The organism is Bartonella sp. AD328YNZD (assembly GCF_042196425.1).
The window spans coordinates 2734-3970 of the sequence record NZ_JBHIQG010000224.1 but is presented as its reverse complement, the minus strand read 5'-3'; the positions used below and the strand labels follow the sequence as shown (position 1 = coordinate 3970).

The following is a 1237-nucleotide window of genomic DNA, read 5'->3' as shown; positions in this document are numbered from 1 at the left end:
TTATAATCAGAAAAACCAGAATCAACTGTTTGAACAATAAGATGTCCATTCATACCAAGAATACGATTGAGAAGTTCTGTACGAAAGCCATTCATCACCGCCATAACAACAACCAGAGCAAATACGCCCAACATAATCCCAATAAGAGAAATAATTGAAATAACAGAGGCAACGACATGTTTTTTATTGGGAATCATATAACGAAAAGCGATCATCCACTCATAAGATGAAAAGCATTTGTTTTTCAGCCTCTTCATAATATTTCCTATTAAATTATAGAAAGTTGGCTGAGTACATCTTCAACCTTTAGAGATTTTTTTACACCTGTTTTGCGATCTTTAATTTCAACTTCATTTTGTGCAATGCTGTTAGGACCAACAATGATTTGCGTTGGCAAACCAATCAAATCCATTGTTGCAAATTTTGATCCAGGACGTTCATTTCTATCATCTAATAACGGATCAAAACCAACCTTCTTTAATCCCTGATAGAGAAACTCACATGCCTGTGTGCATTTTTCATCATCGGGCTTCATATTGATAATCCCAAAATCGAACGGTGCCATCGACTTTGGCCAAATAATACCATTTTCATCATGAGAAGCCTCAATAGCGGCCGCAACAAGACGCGAAGGCCCAATACCATAAGATCCCATAGAGACCACATGCTCTTTTCCATCTTGTCCCATAACTTTTGCTCCCATTGGAGCGGAATATTTAGTACCAAAGTGGAAAATATGCCCAACCTCAATACCACGCGCTGAAAGACGATTATTATCAGAAATTTTAGCCCATTCCTCTTCCTCATGCATTTCTTCTGTCGCTGCATAAAAAGATGTCCACTGTTTAACGATATCATCTAAAACAGCTTTATCACTGAAATCGATTGAACTATGGGGAACGGTAAGTTCAAGAAATTGTCTATCACAGAAGATAGCGCTCTCTCCCGTTTCAGCCAAAATGATAAATTCATGACTGAGCTCCCCCCCAATGGGACCTGTGTCAGCACGCATGGGAATTGCTTTTAAACCAAGACGAAAAAAAGTGCGTAAATAAGCAACAAACATACGGTTATAAGATGTTTTAGAACCTTCATAATCAAGATCAAAAGAATAAGCATCTTTCATTAAAAATTCTCGTGCCCGCATCACACCAAAACGTGGACGAATTTCATCACGAAATTTCCATTGAATATGATACAAATTAAGCGGAAGATCTTTATAAGAACGAACATAAGA

General features: G+C 37.6%; 1 protein-coding gene and 1 pseudogene. Both read right to left on the bottom strand.

Annotated elements, in window-relative coordinates; all coding sequences use genetic code 11:
* Positions 1-257: pseudogene (locus ACFIO3_RS09635) on the bottom strand (lipoprotein-releasing system transmembrane subunit LolC); the annotation flags it as partial.
* Positions 258-268: 11 nt separating this feature from the next.
* The coding region (locus tag ACFIO3_RS09630; protein WP_375704371.1) for a proline--tRNA ligase at positions 269-1237 on the bottom strand (969 nt) is incomplete at its 5' end.